This is a genomic window from Microbacterium sp. GQ128 (assembly GCF_059758615.1).
The window spans coordinates 251,868-270,049 of the sequence record NZ_JCAXDY010000001.1; the positions used below are offsets into that span (position 1 = coordinate 251,868).

16 protein-coding genes are annotated in these 18,182 nt (G+C 68.2%); 8 read left to right on the top strand and 8 right to left on the bottom strand.

The window, feature by feature from the left end; all coding sequences use genetic code 11:
* The first annotated feature begins 9 nt into the window (after nt 1–9).
* Entirely contained in the window at nt 10–1,050 is a 1,041-nt protein-coding gene (gene holA / locus AC6CHX_RS01205) for a DNA polymerase III subunit delta (protein WP_498271343.1), read from the top strand.
* A gap of 94 nt (nt 1,051–1,144) precedes the next feature.
* On the opposite strand, the gene rpsT is transcribed toward holA, so the two are convergent.
* A complete protein-coding gene (gene rpsT, locus AC6CHX_RS01210; protein ID WP_017830351.1) occupies nt 1,145–1,405 on the bottom strand; it encodes a 30S ribosomal protein S20 in 261 nt (86 codons plus the stop codon).
* A gap of 222 nt (nt 1,406–1,627) precedes the next feature.
* On the opposite strand from rpsT, the gene AC6CHX_RS01215 reads away from it, so the two are divergent.
* On the top strand, nt 1,628–2,998 hold the full coding sequence (locus AC6CHX_RS01215) for a GH1 family beta-glucosidase (protein WP_498271344.1): 1,371 nt from the start codon (nt 1,628–1,630) through the stop codon (nt 2,996–2,998).
* A 44-nt stretch (nt 2,999–3,042) separates the two neighbouring features.
* Complete coding sequence (locus AC6CHX_RS01220; RefSeq protein ID WP_498271345.1) at nt 3,043–4,230, top strand: MFS transporter; 1,188 nt, start codon at nt 3,043–3,045, stop codon at nt 4,228–4,230.
* Here the strand turns inward: AC6CHX_RS01220 and AC6CHX_RS01225 are convergent.
* From AC6CHX_RS01225 to AC6CHX_RS01245, 5 genes are read right to left on the bottom strand one after another with little or no spacing between them, the layout of a single operon-like run.
* Complete coding sequence (locus AC6CHX_RS01225) at nt 4,225–4,956, bottom strand: alpha/beta fold hydrolase (protein WP_498271346.1); 732 nt, start codon at nt 4,954–4,956, stop codon at nt 4,225–4,227. The two genes, AC6CHX_RS01220 and AC6CHX_RS01225, sit on opposite strands and share 6 nt — an antisense overlap.
* 42 nt (nt 4,957–4,998) lie before the next feature.
* Nucleotides 4,999–5,577, bottom strand: a complete 579-nt coding sequence (locus tag AC6CHX_RS01230; RefSeq protein WP_498271347.1) for a PH domain-containing protein — start codon at nt 5,575–5,577, stop codon at nt 4,999–5,001.
* Nucleotides 5,574–7,676, bottom strand: a complete 2,103-nt coding sequence (locus AC6CHX_RS01235) for an ABC transporter ATP-binding protein (protein WP_498271348.1) — start codon at nt 7,674–7,676, stop codon at nt 5,574–5,576. The genes AC6CHX_RS01230 and AC6CHX_RS01235 overlap by 4 nt, the downstream gene beginning before the upstream one ends.
* The gene (locus AC6CHX_RS01240; protein ID WP_498271349.1) at nt 7,627–8,544 is read right to left on the bottom strand and encodes an ABC transporter permease; all 918 of its coding nucleotides are present in this window, start codon (nt 8,542–8,544) and stop codon (nt 7,627–7,629) included. Before AC6CHX_RS01240 ends, AC6CHX_RS01235 begins: the two co-directional genes overlap by 50 nt.
* Nucleotide 8,545: 1 nt before the next feature.
* Nucleotides 8,546–9,526, bottom strand: coding sequence for an ABC transporter permease (locus tag AC6CHX_RS01245; RefSeq protein ID WP_091036971.1), 981 nt, complete (start codon nt 9,524–9,526; stop codon nt 8,546–8,548).
* Nucleotides 9,527–9,894: 368 nt separating this feature from the next.
* Between AC6CHX_RS01245 and AC6CHX_RS01250 the strand changes: the two genes are divergently transcribed.
* From AC6CHX_RS01250 to AC6CHX_RS01260, 3 genes are all read left to right on the top strand, one after another.
* Nucleotides 9,895–11,625 carry an ABC transporter family substrate-binding protein gene (locus tag AC6CHX_RS01250; protein ID WP_498271350.1) on the top strand — a complete coding sequence of 577 codons (1,731 nt, stop codon included), beginning with the start codon at nt 9,895–9,897 and terminating at the stop codon, nt 11,623–11,625.
* A gap of 116 nt (nt 11,626–11,741) precedes the next feature.
* On the top strand, nt 11,742–13,595 hold the full coding sequence (lepA, locus tag AC6CHX_RS01255) for a translation elongation factor 4 (RefSeq protein WP_498271351.1): 1,854 nt from the start codon (nt 11,742–11,744) through the stop codon (nt 13,593–13,595).
* 30 nt (nt 13,596–13,625) lie between these two features.
* Nucleotides 13,626–14,090 carry a DUF1990 family protein gene (locus AC6CHX_RS01260; RefSeq protein ID WP_498271352.1) on the top strand — a complete coding sequence of 155 codons (465 nt, stop codon included), beginning with the start codon at nt 13,626–13,628 and terminating at the stop codon, nt 14,088–14,090.
* Between the two features lie 61 nt (nt 14,091–14,151).
* Here AC6CHX_RS01260 and AC6CHX_RS01265 read toward each other — a convergent pair whose 3' ends face one another.
* Nucleotides 14,152–14,505 (bottom strand): GIY-YIG nuclease family protein, encoded by a 354-nt coding sequence (locus tag AC6CHX_RS01265; protein ID WP_498271353.1) that lies wholly within the window; start codon nt 14,503–14,505, stop codon nt 14,152–14,154.
* Between the two features lie 277 nt (nt 14,506–14,782).
* On the opposite strand from AC6CHX_RS01265, the gene AC6CHX_RS01270 reads away from it, so the two are divergent.
* Together AC6CHX_RS01270 and hemW are read left to right on the top strand one after the other, a co-directional pair.
* The gene (locus AC6CHX_RS01270; RefSeq protein ID WP_136041993.1) at nt 14,783–15,436 is read left to right on the top strand and encodes a DUF1990 domain-containing protein; all 654 of its coding nucleotides are present in this window, start codon (nt 14,783–14,785) and stop codon (nt 15,434–15,436) included.
* On the top strand, nt 15,436–16,653 hold the full coding sequence (gene hemW / locus AC6CHX_RS01275) for a radical SAM family heme chaperone HemW (protein WP_498271354.1): 1,218 nt from the start codon (nt 15,436–15,438) through the stop codon (nt 16,651–16,653). The genes AC6CHX_RS01270 and hemW overlap by 1 nt, the downstream gene beginning before the upstream one ends.
* Nucleotides 16,654–16,672: 19 nt before the next feature.
* Here hemW and AC6CHX_RS01280 read toward each other — a convergent pair whose 3' ends face one another.
* Complete coding sequence (locus AC6CHX_RS01280) at nt 16,673–18,091, bottom strand: carboxylesterase/lipase family protein (RefSeq protein ID WP_498271355.1); 1,419 nt, start codon at nt 18,089–18,091, stop codon at nt 16,673–16,675.
* Nucleotides 18,092–18,182: the final 91 nt, after the last annotated feature.

Consider the following 18,182-nt stretch of genomic DNA (forward strand, 5'->3'; position numbering starts at 1 on the left):
TCTGGATCCATGGCAGCTTCGCGTCCTCCTTCCCGCGGTGGTGCGAAACCCACGAAGATTCCTCAGGTCTCCTGGCGAGAGCCTCATCCCGCTCCCATCGTGCTCGTCGCCGGGCCGGAAGAGGTCTGCGCCGAGCGCGCGATCGCCGGCGTCCGCGACTACCTCCGTGCCGAAGACCCCGCCCTCGAGGTCAGCGACGTGCGGGCCGACGACTACGCGCCGGGGACCCTGCTGTCCCTCACGTCTCCATCCCTCTTCGGCGAACCGCGCCTCGTGCGCGTCTCCGGCGTGGAGAAATGCTCCGATGCTTTCATCCAGGAGGCGGTGTCGTACCTCGACAATCCTCAGGAGGGGGCGACGGTCATCCTGCGGCACACGGGGGCGAGCGTGCGGGGCAAGAAGCTGCTCGACGCCGTCCGAGCCGGAAACGGCGGGGGAATAGAGATCGCCTGCCCGGCGATCAAGCGCGATGGCGACCGCGTCGACTTCGCCGCAGGCGAGTTCCGCACGGCCAAGAAGCGCATCGCGCCGGCGGCCCTTCGCGCGCTGGTCTCCGCGTTCGCCGATGACCTCACCGAGCTGGCTGCGGCCTGCCAGCAGCTCATCGGAGACGTCGAGGGTGACATCTCCGAAGAAGTCGTCACCAAGTACTACGGTGGCCGGGTGGAGGTGTCGGCGTTCGTCGTGGCCGACACGGCGATCGCCGGCCGCTACGGCGAGGCACTCGTCGCACTCCGCCATGCGCTGTCGTCCGGAGCCGATCCGGTGCCGATGGTGGCGGCCTTCGCGATGAAGCTCCGCACCATGGCTCGGGTCGCCGGAAACCGGGAACCGAGCAGGCAGCTCGCCCAGCGCCTGGGCATGAAGGACTGGCAGGTCGATCGTGCCCGCCGCGACCTCGCCGGGTGGAACGAGCGTTCGCTCGGGATGGCGATCCAAGCCACGGCGCGCGCCGACGGTGAGGTCAAGGGTGCGGCCCGCGATCCGATCTTCGCGCTCGAGCGCATGGTCACGGTGATCGCCACTCGTCGTCCGTTCGGCGAGGAGTAGCCGCGCGTCCTCACTCCGCGGATCGCCCGGCGCTCCGGAGACACGAAGAAGGCCCGCCCCGATAACGGGACGGGCCTTTCTCAGAAGCTTCCGCTCAGAGAGAAGCGACCTGCTTGGCGAGAGCCGACTTGCGGTTCGACGCCTGGTTCTTGTGCAGGACACCCTTGCTGACGGCCTTGTCGAGCTTGACGGCGGCCTTCTTCAGCGCGGCCTCGGCTGCTGCCTTGTCGCCGGCGGAGACTGCCGTGCGAGTCGTGCGGATGACCGTCTTGAGCTCGCTCTTGACGGCCTTGTTGCGCTCGCGCGCCTTCTCGTTGGTCTTGTTGCGCTTGATCTGCGACTTGATGTTTGCCACGTGTGGACGCTTTCTGTACAGGAGTGTTCGGAATGCCGGCAGCAGAAGAGGGCTGCTGCACAGCGGTCGTGAGGGAAGAACCCACACGCAAGCCAAGAGTCGAGTCTACCAGCAGAGGGGGTGATCGCGCGAAACGGCCGACGGCTCACGATACTCCGTCGCGGATCTCCTGGAACCGGGTGCAGAATCATCTCTATCCCGACACCGCTGTCAAGGAGCCACATGACCCCCGAACACGTTCCTCCGTCCGTGCCCACAGGCCTCCGCTGGTCCGCAGCGACGTCCGCCTTCCAGATCGAGGGGTCGCGCCCGACTGGCGCCGTCGGCCGCTCCATCTGGGACGACTTCCTCGAGAGACCGGGCGCGATCATCGATGGGTCCACCGCGGATCCCGCATGCGACAGTTACCGGCATCCCGAGGCCGATGTGGCTCTCGCCGCCGGGTTGGGGCTGGACCGCTACCGGTTCTCCATCCCGTGGGCGCGCGTGCAGCCGGACGGCCGGGGTGCGGGGGACGCGGGCGCGCTCGACCACTACTCGCGGCTCGTGGACCTCCTGCTGGAGGCGGGCGTCGCACCGTTCCCGACCCTCTTCCACTGGGAGATGCCGAGTGCGATCGAGGCCGACGGCGGATGGCTCGAGCGCGACACCGCCGAGCGCTTCGCCGAGTACGCGACGATCGTGGCCGACCGTCTCGGCGATCGCGTGCGGCAGTGGTACACGATCAACGAGCCGGCGATGACGACGCTGCAGGGGTACGCGGTCGGCGCGCTCGCCCCGGGACGGCAGCTGCTCTTCGGCGCGCTGCCGACCGCCCACCACCAGCTGCTCGCCCATGCCCGCGCCGCCTCGGTGCTGCGGGAACGAGGTGCCTCCGCCGTCGGTCTCGCGAACAACCACACGTGGGTGCGGCCGCTGCACGATACGGCCGAGGACCGCGAAGCCGCCGCCATCTACGATCTGCTCCACAACCGAGTCTTCAGCGCACCGCTCCTCGACGGCGCGTACCCGGACCTCGAGTCGCTCGGGCTCCCCCCGATGCCGGTGCGCGACGGGGATCTCGAGGAGATCCGACAGTCGATCGATTTCTACGGCATCAACTTCTACAACCCCACGACCGTGACGGCTGCCGCTGCCGGGAGCCCCGTGCCGTTCGACATCGTGCCGACTCCTGGCGTTCCGGTCACCGGCTTCGGGCCGGAATGGCCGATCATGCCCGCAGCCCTCCGCGACCTCCTGATCGACCTGCAGGCACGGCATCCGCATCTTCCGCCGGTCGTCGTCGCCGAGAACGGAGCGTCTTTCCCCGAACCCGCTCGCGCGGGCCGCATCGACGACACGGACAGGATCGAGTATCTGGCCGGTCACCTCGCGGCTGTGGGGGAGGCGATGGACGCCGGAGTACCTGTGGAGGAATACACGGTGTGGTCGCTGCTCGACAACTGGGAATGGGCAGACGGCTACACCCAGAGGTTCGGGCTCGTGCACGTCGACTTCGAGACGGGCGAACGCACCCCTAAGGCCTCCTACGACTGGTATCGGGACGTGATCGCGAGTTCACGCGCAGCGACCGCGACGGCGGTGGCGAGTTGAGCGAGACCACCGGCACCCGCACCGTTCGAGCAGGAACACGATGGATGTCGCTGTTCACGCTGGCGTGGCTCGCGATCTGGACCGTGCAACTCACACCCGTGCAGCTGCTCCTTCCCCTGCAGCTCGACACCCCGGAAGACGACTGGATCCGCGGTGTCGTCTCGTCCGGGCTGGTGCTCGGAATCGGTGGGCTCGCCGGCATCATCGCCGGCCCTGCCGCCGGCGCGCTCTCCGATCGCGCGGCTGCGGGGCGCCACCGCCGCCGTCCGTGGGCGCTCGGCGGAGTTCTGTTCACCGCGGTCTGCCTCGTCCTGACCGGCTACGCCGGGGGTCCCTGGGCAGTCGGCGCCGGGTGGGTGGGAGTATCCATCGGCGTGGCCGTCTCGTCCGCAGCCTTCACCGCCCTCATCGCCGACCAGCTGCCGTCGACGCAGCGCGGTGCGGCCTCGGCGGCAGTCGGTTCCAGCCAGGCGGTCGGGATCGTGCTCGGGGTCGGACTGGTCGTCCTCCTCGGTCTCGGCATCCGCGATGGCTACCTGCTGCTCGCCGGAGTGATCGCGGTCGTCGGATCGGCGGCCGCGCTGCTCCTGCCCGACCCTCCGAGCATCGAGGTCGTACGACCGAAGTCGGCGGGTCGTCGTCGGCTGGCGTCCCTGCGCGACCGTGATTTCGCCTGGATGCTCTCCGGTCGCCTGGTGACGAACATCGGCAACGCGCTCGGGACGGCGCTCTTCCTGTTCTTCCTGCTGCACGGCCTCGGCCAGCCGAGTGCCGTCGCGCAGGACAACCTCCTGCTGCTCATCGTCGTGTACACCGTGTTCGTGGTGATCGCGTCCGTGGTCACCGGCATCGTCTCCGATCGCACGGGGAACCGGCGCACGCTCGCGGTCGCCGCCACCGTGGTGCAGGCAGCATCCGGCGTCGCGATCGCGCTGGTTCCGACGTTCGAGATGACGATGGTGGCCGCGGCCCTGATGGGCCTCGGCTACGGCGCCTTCTCGACGGTGGGCCTCGCATTCGCCGCCGATCTGCTGCCCGACGAACAGGACCACGCGCGCGATCTCGGGATCGTGAACGTCACGGCCGCCCTCGGCCAGCTGATCGGACCGGTCCTGGGGGCAGCGCTGGTCGCTCTGGTCGGCGGGTTCTGGCTGGTCTTCATCGCCGCGGCGGTGCTGTCGCTGGTCGGCGGGCTGCTCACCGCGTTCGCCCGGGAGCCGAAGCGCTCATGACCGTGGTGGCTGCTGCTCCACCGTCGCGATCGCCAGCTGCAGCACCGCGTTGAAGATCCGCGGTCGCATGGCCGTGACGAGATGCGTCGTGCGCGGGACGACGATCAGCTCGGCGTGCGGGGCGAGGCGACGGAAGACCGTCTCGTTCAGTCGCAGCTGGTCGTACTGACCGTTGACGAACCAGAGGGGGATCGTGATCCGGGGGACGGCCGTGGCGATGTCGAGGGTCGCGAGGCTGCGGAGCGCGGCATCCTGCGTGTCTAGTGCATAGCCGCCCGCGGCGAAGTCCGACCGCGTCTCGGCGGGGATGGTGGCCTCGAGCATCCGCGCCGTGAGCCACATTCCGCGGTCCGGCAGCGAGTCGACGGCCCTGGCGAACAGGCGGTAGGCCCGGAGGCCCGCGCCGCGGGGGAGCGAGGTGCACGCTGCGGCGACCAGAGCGGCGACCGGCGGCGTGTCCGCCCCGCCGGCATAGGCGAGGCAGAGCAGGCCTCCCATCGAGTGACCGACGAGCACGACGGGCCCCTTCTCGGCGGCGGCTCGAACCGCGGCGTCGATCGTGTGCAGCGCCTCATGGAGCGTGAAATCCTCGCCCATGCGGGTGCCGTGCCCGGGCAGGTCGACGGCCGTGGCGGCGTAACCGTGCGCCTCGAGATAGGCGAGTTGCGCGCGCCACATCGTGGCGGACGTGCGGATGCCGTGCACGAGGACGATCTGTGCGCTCACGCGTTCAGCATAGGATCTCGGGGTCCGCTCCGAGACTCTCCTTCAGAGAAGCAGTCCTGCGGCCGTCACCCCGAGGGCCAGGGCCAGGGCGAGGGCGAGGAGCGGTAGCCAGGCGATGCTCACGGTCCGCGAGTCGGTACCCGTCGGTGCACGGCCGACGTCGTCGCGCGCCCGGTCGATGGCCTCGACGACCCCGACGAAGGCGTGGGATCGGTTCGGCGTCGACGCGTCGGCTTCCCGGTCCCGGCGCGGCTGGACGGTGGGTGAACCCCAAGCGCGGATCGTGGTGCCGTCCGTCAGCTCGACCACGAGCTGGTATCGCACCTGCAGCTCGGCCACCTCGTGCCAGGGGATGGTGTGCGTGCGGAAGACGTTGACCACGGTGAGCGTGGAGGGCGCGACGATCAGGCAGGGCCGGATCAGCAGCATCCAGCACACCAGCAGGACGAGGCACATCCACGGCAGGGAGAGGAGGACGATCGTCCACTCCGCGCGAACGGCCGCGTCGATGAGGAGGTACGCGAACAGCGCTGCCAGCACACCGCTGATCCACCAGCCCGACGCGCCGCGGATGACGATGCGCTCCGTACCGCGCCCGCTGGCGCCACGACGACCGATCACGCGGTCTGCAGGATGTCCTGCTCCGCCCAGTGGCAGGAGACGTCGCGTCCCTCCACGGGCCGCAGCTCAGGCGACCTCGTCTCGCACTCGGCCTGCTGCTCCGGAGGGAGGATCGCGTAGAGCGGGCACCGTGTGCGGAACGCGCACCCCGTGATCGTCTCGGTCGGCGACGGCAGGTCTCCGGAGAGGAGGATCCGTTCGCGCGTCCGCTCGATCTGCGGGTCGGGGACCGGCACGGCCGACAGCAGCGCGCGCGTGTACGGGTGGCGCGGGTTGCTGAAGATCTCGTCGACGTCGCCGTACTCGATGATGCGCCCGAGGTACATCACCGCCACGTCGTCGGCGATGTGACGCACCACGGCGAGGTCATGGGCGACGAACAGGTACGAGAGCCCGAGCTGCTGCTTCAGGTCTTCGAGCAGGTTGATCACGCCGGCCTGCACCGAGACGTCGAGCGCCGAGACGGGCTCGTCGAGGACGAGGATCTTCGGCTCGACCACGAGGGCGCGGGCGATGCCGATGCGCTGGCGCTGACCTCCGGAGAACTCGTGCGGGTAGCGACGGGCGTAGCTCGGCTCGAGACCGACGAGCTCGAGCATCCGGCGCACGCGGCGCGAGATCTCCTTCGCCGGGACGTCGTGCACCGTCAGCGGTTCGCCGATGAGTTCCTCGACGGTCATGCGCGGGTCGAGTGAGGCCGCCGGGTCCTGGAACACGATCTGGATGTCGGTCCGGAGCGCGCGACGCTGGGCCGGAGAGAGCGAAGCCGTGTCGATGCCGTTGACGGCGACGCGCCCCGACTGCGGCTTCGCGAGCTCCATCACCTCCATGACGGTGGTCGACTTGCCACAGCCGGACTCGCCGACCAGGCCGAGGGTCTTGCCGCCCTCCAGCTCGAAGCTGACGCCGTCGACCGCACGGACTGTGCCGATACGGCGGCGGAAGACGGTGCCCTTGGTGAGCGGGAAGTGCCGCTTCAGGTCTTCGACCTTGAGCACGGTGCCGCGGGTCTCGACCTCGCGCACGACCTCTTCCACCGGCGCCGGCGGGGAGAAGACCTCGTCGCGGGGGAGCCGGCCGTCGACGATCTCGGTCGCGCGGATGCACGCTGCGGCCTGCATCGGGGCAACCGGAACCAGGTCCGGCTCGATGTCGTGGCACGCCGAGATCACCGCGGGGCAGCGATCGGCGAACGGACAGCCGGTAGGGATCTCGGTGAGCAGCGGCGGGCGTCCCTCGAGCGGTACCAGCCGCGCCGACCGCTGGTCGACCATGTTCGGCATCGACCGCAGCAGACCGATCGTGTACGGCATGGCCGGGCGGGCGAACAGGTCGTCCACGGGGGCGGTCTCGACGATCTTGCCTGCGTACATCACGGCCACGCGGTCCGCGTTGCCGGCGACGACGCCGAGATCGTGCGTGATGAGCACCACGGCGGCGCCGGTGATCTCCTTGGCGGTCTGGAGCACATCCAGGATCTGCGCCTGGATGGTGACGTCGAGCGCGGTCGTCGGCTCATCGGCGATGATCAGCTTCGGGTCGTTGGCGATCGCGATGGCTATCATCGCGCGCTGGCGCATGCCGCCCGAGAACTCGTGCGGGAACGACTTCACGCGTCGGCGGGGCTCCGGGATGCCCACGATGTCGAGCAATTCGACCGCGCGGGCCTCCAGAGCCTGGGTGCTGAGTCCCGGCTGGTGCAGCTTGAGGCCCTCGATGATCTGCTGACCGATCGTGTAGACCGGGGTCAGCGCCGAGAGCGGGTCCTGGAAGATCATCGCGATGTCGGAGCCGCGCATCTTCGACAGCTGTCGGTCGGTGGAGCCCAGGAGCTCGGTGCCGTCATAGGTGATCGAGCCGGTCACCTGGGCGGTGCTCGGGAGAAGGCCCATGACCGCCATCGACGACACGGACTTGCCCGAGCCGGACTCGCCGACGATCGCCAGGAACTCTCCCCGGTTGACCTCGTAGTTGACGCCGCGCACCGCGTGGACGGTGCGGGCCTTCGTCTCGAAGGTGACGTTGAGGTCGCGGACGCGAAGCAGGGGTTCAGGCACGGTTGTTCTCCGAGGTCGGGTCGACGGCGTCACGCAGGGCATCTCCGAGCAGACTCGACGCGAGCACGGTGGCGACGAGGATGATCGCCGGCGGGATGAAGAGCCAGGGACGGGTGGTCGCCGCGGCGCTTCCCGCAGCGAGCAGCGTGCCGAGCGACACGTCGGGCGGCTGGATGCCGAAGCCGAAGTAGCTGAGTGTGGTCTCGGCGAGGATCGCGGCGCCGACGCCCAGCGTCGCGTCGATGATCAGCAGCGAAGCCACGTTGGGGATGATGTGCCGGCGGATGATCGTGAAACCGCCGACACCCATGAAGCGCGCCGCCTTGACGTAGTCGCGCTCGCGCAGCGACATGGTCTGACCGCGGATGACCCTCGCGAGCACCATCCAGCCGAAGAGGGGGAGGAACACGACGAGCGCCACCCAGGCCAGGTCCTTGAAGAGCGGGCTCAGCAGCACCAGGATGTAGAAGCTCGGCAGCACGAGGAGCAGGTCGATGATCCAGACGATCACCCGGTCCCACACGCCGCCGACATACCCGGCGATCGCGCCGACGAGGCCCGCGATGATGGCAGTGAGTGGACCGACGATGAGGCCGATGAGCAGCGACTTCTGCAGTCCGGCCATCGACTGGGCGAAGATGTCCTGCCCGATCGTGTCGGTGCCGAACCAGTGGTCGAGGCTCGGACCCTTGTTGAACGACAAGTAGTCCTGGTCGGTCGCGGACCACGGGTAGAGCAGCGGGCCGACGTACGCCAGCAGGAACATCAGCACGAGCACGCCGGCGCCGATCCAGGCGCGCTTGGTCGAGAACGTGCGGACCAGGATCAGGCGCCACCGGGGGATCGACGGAGACTCCTCGTTCTCCGGCTCGAGCGGCGGAGCTTCGAGCTGTGTGGGATCGAGCGTCATGTCACATCCTCACTCGGGGGTCGAGGGCCGCGTAGAGGACGTCGGCCAGCGTGCCCGCGATGAGCACCAGGATCGCGGCGAACAGGATGGACCCGGTCGCGGCGTTGATGTCGTTGTTCGACACGGAGTCGATGAGATATTCGCCCATTCCGTGCCAGCTGAAGATCTTCTCCGTCACGGCCGCGCCCGCCAGGATGGTGCCGAACGAGTAGGCGAAGAAGGTCGACATGGGGATCAGCGCGACGCGCACGCCGTGACGCATGATGGCGGATCCGCGGGTCCGCCCCTTCGCGCGCGCCGTACGGATGAAGTCCGAGGAGAGCACGTCGAGCATCGCGCTGCGCTGGTACCGGGAGTAGGAGGCTGCCGCGGTCACGGTGAGCGCGATCGTGGGCAGCAGCAGATGCGCTATTCGATCGCCTATGACGGGCCAGAACCCGGTGACCCCGACGCTGTACTCGCCGGTGAAGTTGATGAGCTGCTGACCGGACGCGTTGTTGACCCAGGTCGCGCCGATCATGAGGAGCACCGCGATCACGAAGATCGGCGTCGCGAGCACCGTGAACGACGCGTAGGTGATGATCTGATCGCTTGCGCGGTACTGCCGGATGGCCCCCCACACACCGAGCAGGATTCCGAAGACCGCGCCGAGGATGGTGCCGATGATGAGCAGTCGGAGGCTCGTGCCGGCACGTTCGATGATGTCGGCCGTCACCTCGGTGCTGCGAGTGGAGATCCCCAGGGAGCCGGTGGTGACGAACTGCACGAGCCAGTCCCACATGCGCTGCAGCAGGGAGACGTCGGGGTTGACGCCCATCTTGTCGAGCGCCGCGTCGATGCTGGACTGCGGTACGGGGGGATTCTTGCCGAGGAATCGTGCCGCCGGCTGAAGAGTGGTGGAGACGAGTGCGTAGCCGGCCAGGGTGGCGATGACGGTGAGGATGAGATAGTTCACCAATCGCTTGGCGATGAATCCGATCATGGAGCTCCTTCGGCGCGGGATCGCCGCGCACCCGACATCTGTTGCGGCCTCGCTACTCTAGGCACCCGAGACCGTCTTTCCAAAACGCCGGCATATCCTCTTCGATCGCCGGCAGGCTCCCCATGTTGCCATGTTCACGGCGGTCGGGCCGACGCGACGCGATGTCAGCCGCGGCGCGACCCCGTTTCACCCCGCACGATGATGCGGTTTGAACGACAACTAGGTAACGATCCGGACAACACGGGCCTGACATGCCGGTGTACGGGGCGATCATCGATGATGTTGCTCCATAGCCGGTCGCTGTGTTTCGGTCTCCGGTTCGGACGAGTCCTGTGCAGTATGCACGAAACGATAGAAGGGGGAGATCGATGAAGTCGAACTCCAAGAAATGGGCGGGCCTCGCCGGGATCGCCGCGGTCGCGCTGGCGCTCTCTGCGTGCGCGCCCGCCACGAACGGCGGAACCGAGGGGGACGGCGGTTCCTCGCCCGAGGCACTTCCCGCGACCGGCTGGGTCGCCGCTGACCGCGACGCCATCAAGGACGGCGGCACGCTGAACCTGCCGCTCGACGAGACGCCGGCCAACTGGAACCTCTACAACCTCGATGCCGGAACCGTCGACGACAACACGATCTCGAGCCTGTTCACCCCCGGCTTCGTGGTCATCAAGGAAGACGGCAGCTGGGAAGCCGACCCGAACTTCGCCACGTCGGTCGAGCTGAAGAGCGAGGACCCTCAGGTCGTCGAGGTCAAGGTCAACCCTGACGCCGTCTGGTCCGATGGCACCCCCATCGGTGTTCAGGACTTCCAGGGCCAGTTCAACGCTCTCAACGGCAAGAACGAGGCGTACGCCCCGACCTCCACCAACGTCTGGTCGGACGTCGCCTCCATCGAGGCCGGTGAGAACGACCAGGACGTGGTGATCACGTTCGCGAACAAGAACGCCGACTGGCCTTCCATCCTCGGCACCGGCACGATCTACCCCCGCTGGCTCACTGCGACCCCGGAGAGCTTCAACACGGCGTGGGCGAACGGTCCGTTCGCTGCCGACGGCTCGACCTACGTCTCCGGCGGTCCGTTCATCGTGAGCAAGTTCGACGCGACCGGCAAGACGATCACGTTCGAGCCGAACCCCAAGTGGTGGGGCGACAAGCCGAAGCTCGACACGATCAACTACAAGGCCACGGACCGCTCGACGGTCGGCCAGGCGTTCGCCAACAAGGAGTTCGACGCGATCCCGATCAACTCCAGCGTCGACACGCTCGAGTCCGCGAAGGCACGCTCCGACTCCCAGATCCTGAACTCGAAGGGTGTGACGTACAGCCACGTCACGCTCAACGGCACGGCCGGCGTGTTCGAAGACGTCGCCGTCCGTCAGGCATTCGCGAAGTCGCTCGACCGCCAGATCATGGCTCAGGCCGTCATCGAGCCGCTGGGCGTCGAGCCCGAGGTGCTCAACAACCTCATCTTCCTCAACGGTCAGAACGGCTACGAAGACGACAGCGCGGACATCGCGTTCGACGTCGACGCCGCGAAGAAGCAGCTGGAAGACGCCGGCTGGGTCGAGGGCGACAAGGGCATCCGCGAGAAGGACGGCACCAAGCTGACCGTTCGCCTCGTGATCCCCTCGGAGACCCCGAACTCGGCGATCCTCTCGCAGCAGATCCAGCCGATGGCCGCCAAGGCGGGCTTCGACGTCAAGATCGACACCGTCCCGTCGGCCGACTTCTTCACGAAGTACATCACGACCGAGACGCGTGACTTCGAGGCGACGATCTTCGCGTGGCAGGGTACGCCGTTCCCGATCTCCTCGACGGAGTCGATCTTCAGCCCGGCGGACTCGGGCCAGAACTTCCCCGGCGTCGCGGATGAGCGTCTGGAGGGTCTCTGGACGGAAGCCAACGCTGAGCTCGACCCCGAGGCACGTCTCGAGATCGCCAAGGAGATCGACAAGATCATCATGAGCGAAGCCGTGACGATCCCGCTGGCGGCACGTCCGAACCAGTACGCGATCGCCGACGGTCTCGTGAACTACGGTCCTTCGCAGTTCGAGTCGACCACCGGCACGAACTTCTGGCAGAACGTGGGCTGGGCCAAGTAAGCCCCGTTCGCACCACACACTGGGCGGTCCCCTCGGGGGGCCGCCCAGTGTGCTTTCCCGGCGGAGCATCACGCGAATCGGGGTTTGCCGCCGCCTGACCGTAGAATCGAGGGGACATGTCCCCACGCGCTCTCACACCTCTTCAGCCTGCCTCGACGCCGGCTGCGCAGATCCGCAATTTCTGCATCATCGCCCACATCGACCACGGCAAGTCCACCCTCGCCGACCGGATGCTCCAGATCACCGGTGTCGTCTCGGATCGTGACATGCGGGCGCAGTACCTCGACCGGATGGACATCGAGCGCGAGCGCGGCATCACCATCAAGAGCCAGGCCGTGCGGATGCCGTGGGAACTCGACGGCCAGACCGTCGCCCTGAACATGATCGACACCCCTGGCCACGTCGACTTCACCTATGAGGTCTCGCGCTCGCTCGCGGCCTGCGAAGGCGCGATCCTGCTCGTGGATGCGGCGCAGGGCATCGAGGCCCAGACGCTGGCGAACCTCTACCTGGCGCTGGAGAACGACCTCCACATCATCCCGGTGCTGAACAAGATCGACCTTCCGGCCGCCGACCCCGAGAAGTACGCGAAGGAACTCGCCTCCCTCATCGGCGGCAAGCCGGACGACGTCCTCCGCGTCTCGGGAAAGACCGGGGTCGGTGTCGAGGAGCTGCTCGACCGGCTCGTTCAGGAGATCCCCGCCCCGAAGGGCGATGCGGATGCGCCGGCGCGCGCGATGATCTTCGACTCGGTCTACGACGCCTACCGCGGTGTGGTCACCTATGTGCGCATGGTGGACGGCAGCCTCTCGCCCCGCGAGCGCATCCAGATGATGTCGACCGGAGCGAATCACGAAGCGCTCGAGGTCGGTGTGTCGAGCCCGGAGCCGACCCCGACCAAGGGACTCGGCGTGGGCGAGGTCGGCTACCTGATCACGGGCGTGAAGGACGTGCGCCAGTCGAAGGTCGGCGACACGATCACCACATCGCGCAAGCCCGCCTCCGACGCCCTGCCCGGCTACACCGACCCGAAGCCGATGGTGTTCTCGGGTCTGTACCCGATCGACGGCAGCGACTACGCGGAGCTGCGTGAGGCACTCGACAAGCTGAAGCTCTCGGACGCGTCGCTCGTGTACGAGCCCGAGACGTCGGTGGCGCTCGGGTTCGGCTTCCGCTGCGGCTTCCTCGGACTCCTGCACCTCGAGATCATCACCGAGCGGCTCGCGCGTGAGTTCGATCTCGACCTCATCACGACCGCGCCCAGCGTGATCTACGAGGTCCTCACGAGTGACACCGGCGAGACCGTCACGGTGACCAATCCGAGCGAGTATCCGGACGGACGCATCGGCTCGGTCTCTGAGCCGATGGTGAAGGCGGCGATCCTGCTGCCCAAGGACTACGTCGGCACCGTCATGGAGCTGTGCCAGTCCCGCCGCGGAACGCTGCTCGGCATGGAGTACTTCTCGGAGGAGCGCGTCGAGCTGCGCTACAACATGCCGCTCGGCGAGATCGTGTTCGACTTCTTCGACCAGCTGAAGTCGAAGACGCAGGGGTATGCCTCGCTCGACTACGAGCCCTCCGGACAGCAGGAGGCCGACCTGGTGAAGGTTGACATCCTCCTCCAGGGTGAGAAGGTCGACGCGTTCAGCTCGATCGTCCACCGCGACAAGGCGTACGCCTACGGCACGATGATGGCCGAGCGGCTGCGCAAGCTCATCCCTCGCCAACAGTTCGAGGTTCCGATCCAGGCCGCGATCGGTGCGCGCATCATCGCCCGAGAGACGATCCGCGCGATCCGCAAGGACGTGCTCGCCAAGTGCTACGGCGGTGACATCACCCGCAAGCGCAAGCTCCTCGAGAAGCAGAAGGAGGGCAAGAAGCGCATGAAGATGGTCGGTCGCGTCGAGGTCCCCCAGGAGGCGTTCATCGCCGCGCTGTCGGGTGACGTCGAGGGCAAGGACAAGAAGTAGCACGTGCCGCTGCCGGCGTACGAGCGCGGGATGACACGTCATCCGCTGGTCGCGGTCCCGGACGGCATGCGATCCTCCGAGAATTCGATCGCGGTCGCGCCGGAAGCGCGCGACGCGGTCGCCGCGCTGGTGAGTTCGTGGGAGTTCAAGCGCCGCGCTGGGTTCGAGGTGCCTGACACTGCACCCGCGCCTGGGCTCGAGGGCACGCTCGCGAAGCGTCTCTTCGGCGTGCGCTTCGTCGAGCCGGTGAGGGTCGTCTGGGCGGATGAGAGCGGGTTCGGGTACGAGACGCGTCCTGGGCATCCGATCTACGGAGAGGAGTCGTTTTGGATCGATGAGAACGGCGTGTTCACTGCGCGATCCATCTCGTCTCCGTCGACCTGGTTCTGGAGTCTGCTCGGCCCGGCGCTGCGCATGGTGCAGCGGGCCACCCACGCGCGCTACGTGCAGATCGTCCGGGATGCAGCCGCCGCGTCCCCCTCCCTGGGGCGCTGAGCTTCCCCCTCCCTGGGGCGCTGAGCTTCCCCCTCCCTGGGGCGCTGAGCTTGTCGAAGCGTCAGGTCGCGTCCCTGGGCTGCTGAGTTTCCGTCTCCCTGTGTCGCTGAGCTTGTCGAAGAGTCCCGACTCCGGTTGACCTCGACAGGGCGGGTAAGTCATGCCCACGGTTTTCGATGAGGGCCAGCTTCTTGCGGCGACTCCATCCCTGGAGTTGTTTCTCCCGGAAGAACGCCGCATCGACCGTCTCGAAATGCTCTGCGTACACGAGCACGACAGGTCGCCTTCGTCGCGTGAACTCTGCGGCGAACTGATCGTCGTCGTTGTGCTCCCAGACGCGCGCTTCCAGATCGCCGTTGGTGCTCCCCGTATAGAAGCTGTCGTCAGTGCACCTGAGGATGTATGTCCACGCCATGATCCATGGTCGCGCGCACCGTGATTGCCCGCGACCGGGTGTGGATAACCGTGGCCCTTCGACAGGCTCAGGGACCCAGGGGCGACAGGCTCCGAGACCCAGGGGCGGGAGGGTCCGAGGCCCAGGGGCGGGAGGGTCCGAGACCCAGGGGTGGGAGGCTCCGAGACCCAGGGTCGGGAGGGGCAGGGGTCGAGGAGCGACGGGCTCGGGCCGACGATGTGTCGCCGTGCGGCGCGTGGGGGTGTTCGCCCAGGTAACGGGAAGTAGGCTGGAACTCATGCGGCGCGGGACTTTCCGAGACGACACGGTGGACTATGCGGCCGTGGGTGCGACCCACGCGCCCGATCTGATGCAGTACCCGCCGGAGCGCAGCATCCCGGCGGAGGAATCCTGGCGGATCGGCAGCGGCCTCGAGCGCTTCCAGACCGCCGGTGACGCGCTCCTGTCCTGGACGGCTCAGCGCGCGGCCGGACTCTCCGTCGAGGACGTGCGACCGGCGCCGGGTCCCGCCTATGCGGGGGTGAGCTTCGACGCCGAGGGCAACCCGATCGCGCCGAGCAAGCGCGACGTCGAGCCTCGCTACGACGCGGAGGGAATGCCGTACGTGGGCGCGGGGATGACGCTTCATCTGCGTGGCCGCGTCGGAAGCATGCGTGCAGACGCGGAGCTTCGCGTGATCTCCGTGACCGAGGAGACCCGCCGCATCGGCTTCGTGCTCGGAACGGTCGGCGGATCGGTCGTCCGCGGCGAAGAGTCGTTCGACGTCGACTGGCGGGAAGACAACGACGAGGTCTGGTTCACCGTCCGCGCGTTCGACGCTCCCCATGCGCTTGCTTATCGCCTGGTGCCTGCGCTCGTCAAACGCCGCCGTCGTGAGCTCTTCGCGCGCTACCTCCGCGCGATCTCCCCGCTGTACGCGACCCCCCTGTGATGGCGGGACCGCTTCCTCTGGGAGACCCTGCGCCGGCGGACGGGCATCTGCCTGACGACCTTCCCGTCGACACGAGCGTGCCGTTCTCGGCCTACCTGCACATCCCGTTCTGCACGGTGCGCTGCGGATACTGCGACTTCAACACGTACACCTCGACCGAACTCCGCGGCGCCAAACAGGAGGACTACGCGTCGACGCTGATCTCCGAGATCGGCCTCGCCCGCCGGGTGCTGGCAGACGCGGGAGCGCTACGGCCGATGGACACCGTCTTCTTCGGCGGAGGGACGCCCACGCTGCTGCCGGCCGGCGACCTGGCTCGGATGCTGGAGGCCGCGACCTCAGCCTTCGGATTGGCGGAGGGCGCGGAGGTCACCGTCGAGGCGAATCCCGATACGGTGACGCCCGCGGTCGCGCTCACGCTGGCCGCCGCCGGTGTCACGCGGATGTCGGTCGGCATGCAGTCGGCCGTGCCTCACGTGCTCGCCTCCCTCGACCGCACACATCGGCCTGAGAACGTGACCACCGCGGTCGCTGCGGCGAAGGATGCCGGTCTCGCCGTCAGCGTCGATCTGATCTACGGGGCGCCGGGGGAGACGCTCGCGGACTGGGAGGCCTCGCTCGACGCGGCGCTCGCGCTCGAGTCCGACCACATCTCCGCGTACGCGCTGATCATCGAGGACGGGACGAAGCTCGCCCGCCAGATCCGCCGCGGAGAGGTTCCGACCCCCGATGACGATCTGCAGGCCGACATGTACGAGCTCGCCGATGCGCGTCTCGCGGCGGGTGGCTTCGACTGGTACGAGGTCAGCAACTGGGCGCGTACGCCCGAGCAGCGCTCGCGACACAATCTCGCGTACTGGCGGGGGAGCGACTGGTGGGGGTTCGGCCCCGGTGCGCACAGCCACGTCGCCGGGCTGCGCTGGTGGAACGTGAAGCACCCCGCGGCGTACACACAGCGGCTCGCGGCGTCCGAGTCGCCCGCAGCAGGAACGGAGCGGCCGGATGCCGAGTCGCGGACGCTGGAGCGCATCCTGCTGCTGAGCCGCATCCGTGAGGGGATCGCGGTCGACGAGGTGCCCGCCGCGAACCGGAGTCGCGTCGCCGGGCTGATCGCCGATGGGCTCGTGGACCCGTCCGCCGCCATCCGGGGCCGTGTCCAGCTCACGCTGCGCGGTCGACTTCTCGCGGATGCCGTGGTGCGGGAGCTCACCGACTGATCCCCTGATCGGGGGCGGTTCAGCCCGGGAGCAGATCCATCCCCGTCGTTCGGCGCTGTGGCAGCGTCGCACTCGTGGCATCGAAGATCCGCGTCCGTCGGCCGGAGCCGTACACCGGCCAGCCCGGGTCGCCGTTCGTGACGAATCCGATCCAGGCCGCGTTCATCTCGTCCGCGAGCGCCTGTGGCGCGCCCGGGCCCGCCAACCGCACCGTCTCGTCGTCCGTGAGGCGATCGAACACGAACCCGAGCTCCAGTGCGTGCGCGGCGCGCAGATCGCGAACCGGGCTCGGCCACGCGAACTCGTACACGTGGGTGAGACCCGGCCGTGCGGCTGCCAGGCGGCTCAACGGCGCCCGCAGCAGCATGTCCGTGACGAGCTGCCCGAACACCTCGCCCGTGCTCGCTCCGGGGAAGGCCGAGCGGTACTCCCGCACCGCACGTCGCGGGATGCGGGAGAGGATCCGCGCGGCCTGCAGCTTCAGCTCGCCGATCCCGGCCAAGGCTTCGGGTGGGAACCACAGGCGGTACTCGTCGGTGTTGCTGCCGATCAGGATCGGTGTGTCGATCTCGCCGAGCACCTCCTGCGGAGAGCGGGGCAGGCTCTCCGGGTCGATGGCGAACTGGAAGCCGGGAGCTCCACCCAGCGGAGAGGATCCGGCGGACTGCGCCTTCCTGGCAGCGAGCAGCTGTTCGGGCGAGACCTCGGCGAACGCGGCGCGGTCGGCGCGGACCCCGAGTCTCTTCGCGAGCTGCGCGGTCACCCGGCCCGCCTTCTTCACCGGTTGCGCAGCGAGCGGCCCGGATTCGATGATGGCGCGATGGATCAGCGCGCGGGAATCCTCTCGCGCGAGAAGCCCGGCGACGATCGCCCCGCCGGCGGATTCTCCCATCGCGGTGATCTGCGCCGGATCGCCGCCGAAGGCGGAGATCTCGCGATGCACCCACGCCAACCCCGCGGCGGCGTCGCGCAGGCCCAGGTTCCTCGGCGCATCCTCGAGCACCGAGAATCCCTCCGATCCCAGACGGTAGTTGATCGAGACGAAGACGATCCCCGCCTTCGCGAACACCGTGCCGTCGTAGAGGGGCAGAGCGGCGGTGCCGCGCTCCAGCGCGCCGCCGTGGATCCACAGAAGCACCGGTGCCGCCGAAGCCCCGATCGGCGCCCAGACGTTGGCCGTGAGGATGTCGTCGCCGTCGATGCGCACCGAGCCGAGGAGCTCGCCGATCGCGCCGGCGTAGGGGAGCTGCGGAGCAGTGGGGCCGAACTGCGTCGCTTCACGGATGCCCTCCCACGCGCGTGCCGGCTGCGGCGCCCGGAACCTGTTCTCGCCGAACGGCGGTGCGGCAAAGGGGAGGCCGAGGAAACGGGCGACCCCCTCCTCTTCGGAACCGCGCACGGCGCCGGTCGACAGCGTGGTCTGAGGCGAGGAGGTCATGAGCGTCATCCTAGGGTCGGGTGTCCGCGGTACGGAGAATCCGGAGCTGCACGGGGTAGGATTGGCACTCTGAACGTCCGAGTGCCAGCGG

Coding starts and splice junctions, on each gene's coding strand:
- AC6CHX_RS01265 (WP_498271353.1), bottom strand. CDS start 14,505: ATGGCGTGGACATACATCCTCAGGTGCACTGACGACAGCTTCTATACG.
- AC6CHX_RS01220 (WP_498271345.1), top strand. CDS start 3,043: ATGTCGCTGTTCACGCTGGCGTGGCTCGCGATCTGGACCGTGCAACTC.
- lepA (WP_498271351.1), top strand. CDS start 11,742: ATGTCCCCACGCGCTCTCACACCTCTTCAGCCTGCCTCGACGCCGGCT.
- AC6CHX_RS01250 (WP_498271350.1), top strand. CDS start 9,895: ATGAAGTCGAACTCCAAGAAATGGGCGGGCCTCGCCGGGATCGCCGCG.
- AC6CHX_RS01215 (WP_498271344.1), top strand. CDS start 1,628: ATGACCCCCGAACACGTTCCTCCGTCCGTGCCCACAGGCCTCCGCTGG.
- AC6CHX_RS01280 (WP_498271355.1), bottom strand. CDS start 18,091: ATGACCTCCTCGCCTCAGACCACGCTGTCGACCGGCGCCGTGCGCGGT.
- AC6CHX_RS01235 (WP_498271348.1), bottom strand. CDS start 7,676: ATGCCCTGCGTGACGCCGTCGACCCGACCTCGGAGAACAACCGTGCCT.
- holA (WP_498271343.1), top strand. CDS start 10: ATGGCAGCTTCGCGTCCTCCTTCCCGCGGTGGTGCGAAACCCACGAAG.
- hemW (WP_498271354.1), top strand. CDS start 15,436: ATGGCGGGACCGCTTCCTCTGGGAGACCCTGCGCCGGCGGACGGGCAT.
- AC6CHX_RS01240 (WP_498271349.1), bottom strand. CDS start 8,544: ATGACGCTCGATCCCACACAGCTCGAAGCTCCGCCGCTCGAGCCGGAG.
- AC6CHX_RS01260 (WP_498271352.1), top strand. CDS start 13,626: ATGACACGTCATCCGCTGGTCGCGGTCCCGGACGGCATGCGATCCTCC.
- AC6CHX_RS01245 (WP_091036971.1), bottom strand. CDS start 9,526: ATGATCGGATTCATCGCCAAGCGATTGGTGAACTATCTCATCCTCACC.
- AC6CHX_RS01270 (WP_136041993.1), top strand. CDS start 14,783: ATGCGGCGCGGGACTTTCCGAGACGACACGGTGGACTATGCGGCCGTG.